The organism is Janthinobacterium sp. Ant5-2-1 (assembly GCF_001445815.1).
Taxonomy (GTDB): Bacteria; Pseudomonadota; Gammaproteobacteria; order Burkholderiales; family Burkholderiaceae_D; genus Janthinobacterium; species Janthinobacterium lividum_E.
Genome location: NZ_LNCE01000157.1, coordinates 1 through 3,117 on the forward strand (window position 1 = coordinate 1; position 3,117 = coordinate 3,117).

Sequence of the window (3,117 nt, forward strand, 5' to 3'; positions counted from 1 at the left end):
TTTGAATTAAATTTTTTAAAACTTTGTGAGGAGGCTTTGAATTTTTTATTTTCCTATCCTCCCCACAACTTTTGCATTTTTTCGAAGTTATAAAAAAAAGTGATAATATTATTTCATGTCCTTCATTTATATGGCAAAGAAGATAACGTACATATGTATCCTTGCGAACTCCTACCGCAAATATCAGCTTGGCCGTCTCCATTAATGTCATGGAATAACATTGATGAGGCTTTTGCCACAGTTCCAAAATTCGCTTTATCACTAAATTCTCTACTTATTGGGAAGTTCCAAGTATCGAGAAAGCCATTCCCACGAGATATTGCACAGAATATACCATTCTGTCCTCGTCCACACACGTCAGCCTTACCATCGCCATCAACATCAGCCAAATGTATCGATTGATAATATTGCGGTTTATTCCAACCTTCACCATCAGAAAACATGCGGCCCCATCGTCCAAATCCTATAAAACGATTGTTAGTAATATCAGCTACTGCGCAATAAATACCAGACGATCCTCTTCCGCATACGTCAATGCTGCCATCACCAGTTACATCAGCAAACTGTATAGTTAGTCCATACTGATCGTCCGACCAACCTGAAGCGTCATCAAAAGCAGTAATCCAATTTGTCATTGGACTAAATTTTCCAGCTTTGTCGTTTAGAGCGCACCAAATTCCGGCTATACCACGCCCACATATGTCAGCATAACCATCTTGATTAATGTCAACTAGTCGAAGGGACCCTTGGTATGTTGATTTTCGTCCCCATCCTTGCGCATCCGAGAAATCCTTGGTCCAAAGCGTTGTTACAGCCGCAAATGACTTTCCATCAGAAACCGCACACTTAATGCCATTTGAATCACGTATACATACGTCCGCTTTTTTATCGCCATTAATGTCACCTAGCTGAAAGGACATGGCATATCCAGGGGAAGTAAGAGATGCACTTGAGATTGCTGTAGTCCATCGAGTGCTACCACTATATGTTCCGTCAGCATTCATAGTTGCGCAATAAACGCCATCCGGCCTTAAGCCACACATATCAGGTCGTCCATCATTATTTATATCTGCGATTCGAAACGTACTATAGTTTGCGACATTAGTATCCCAATTAAATTCAGCATCAGAAAATAAGTTTCCACGTACATTAGTTCCAACCGAGACAGTTTTTTGCATTATCGTATCCCCTGTCTCTTTTGCCCACCTTTGATTAAAACGTCCATATGGTGGATAAACTGCCTGATCGGTTAATTGGGCACATTCTTGTGTAAAAACTCCATTATTTTCTGCAGTAAGACATAGACCATTGTTACCACGGATTTGTCCATTGTTAAGGACCGTCCAAATTTGATTGATTGTGGACTGACAATTGCCAGTCTGTACAATTCCCTGAGTAGATCTGTAGGGAAAAGAGAGAGGATTGGCTATTAGGCAGTGTGTTGCGTCAACAAAAATTTGTCCTTTTTTATCTAGACTCCATTTACTAGCTTTTTCACATGGAGTTATATTAGCATTACCGTTAGTGCTAATATTTAGGCAGCCGTCGAAATTAGCAATTTTTGTTGCAGAAAAAGATGCAAGGTTACTAGTTGCTCCTTCTCTTGTAAGCCATTGAGCATAATGGTCGTCAACTTTATAGTGATTATAAATATCATTGCACCTATCTCCCATTAAGTCAAAGTTAGAATCGTGTACATTGTTAAAGTCCCAAGGCGCATAGGCGGCGAATATAGTCTGCTTTAATTTTATATTTGGACATTGCAAATTAGGCAAATTGAATGCGGGGCTATTTGAATATGCTTCAAAACTTTGAGTTTGCATACTATATGTTTGCGCGTTTAACAAGTGATGTTCTACACCGCTTGTGCGCATATATTCACGAGCCGCCTGTTGTGCAAAAAAAGCTGTATAAATGTGATCGCCATGATCGGCTGCTGTACTAGCAAGGGGCAATCCGTCACGAAAGAAGACATCATAAAAAGTTTTAGTGCTATCAAGTGTTCCGATTATATTAGGTTGAAATGTACTCATTAATGTTGAAAGAAATAAGAGTAATTGTGGCCTTGTGTAAGAAATTAGGTACTGTTTCCCTGTTTCATCTGCAAAAGTATAAGTGCTGTTAGTAGTTGATGTTAAAGTTGTATCTTTCCAAAGAGCTTCTAAAGATCTAATTTGGCTCCCGGCAGTATATTCATAAGGAAGAATATTTTCTGCACTACCATCAGACCAACCTTCCGTTTCTGGTAGTCCTAAATAAAATAAATCGACAATGCTTCCGTCTACAATACTTCCATCTGGCAGAGTTTTTTTCCCTTGCATTGAGCAATGAATTGAAGGCAGAAGCGTGGATGAACCTGTTATAGTTTTTGATACTTTGCAATTTGCGCTTATAAGTTGATTAATAACATCATCGGTTTTTTTACGGCTATCGATTATATTGCTAGCATCCAACCATCTACGTAACCAATCAGCGGGTGTATTAGTAACAGGTAAACCGAGCATTGTCCTATAAGCGCTGAGACTTGCCGCAATACGATTCAATCCTGCTATACTTTCATAGCAACCTTGAAGAGAACTAGTATCAATATATTTTAATACCTCTATATTTCCACTATTTGGCATTTTGCAAAGTTCTTGAAGAGATGCAGGTGGGGGTGGATTAGGATTTCCATGGGTATCGTTTCCACCAACCTGTACTGCGCCATTGGTAAGAAAAACTGTTACAACGCGATTGCCTTTTGCCACGGATTGTTGTAAAGGTTGGCTGAGAAACAATAACTCATCATCTTGATGTGCTACTATATACATATCAGTCGATATTGTCGTGTTATCTCCGTCCTTTTGTAATGGTGCCGACTCCTGCACAACTGGCACACTAGGTTCTTTTTCTGATGTCGATTCGTCGCTAGTTATAGAACTAGAACTTCCACAACCAGAAAATATAGATAAAAATAAAATTGCGATTGCAATTTTATGATTTTTTTTGTTCATGATCTCTCCCTGTTTATAAAAATTGTGCTAAGTTATAACTATTAATAGTTGCCGCTTAATGTTTTTTAGAAACTCTTCGTTATCACGTAAGTTCTGCTGTGTGTTTTTTGATAAAAATCTAACC

The 3,117-nt window shown here is 38.7% G+C and carries 1 protein-coding gene; it reads right to left on the reverse strand.

Going from position 1 to position 3,117, the window contains the following annotated elements:
- Nucleotides 1-122: 122 nt before the first annotated feature.
- Nucleotides 123-2,993, reverse strand: a complete 2,871-nt coding sequence (locus ASN89_RS28875) for an FG-GAP-like repeat-containing protein (protein ID WP_152988716.1) — start codon at nt 2,991-2,993, stop codon at nt 123-125.
- Nucleotides 2,994-3,117: the final 124 nt, after the last annotated feature.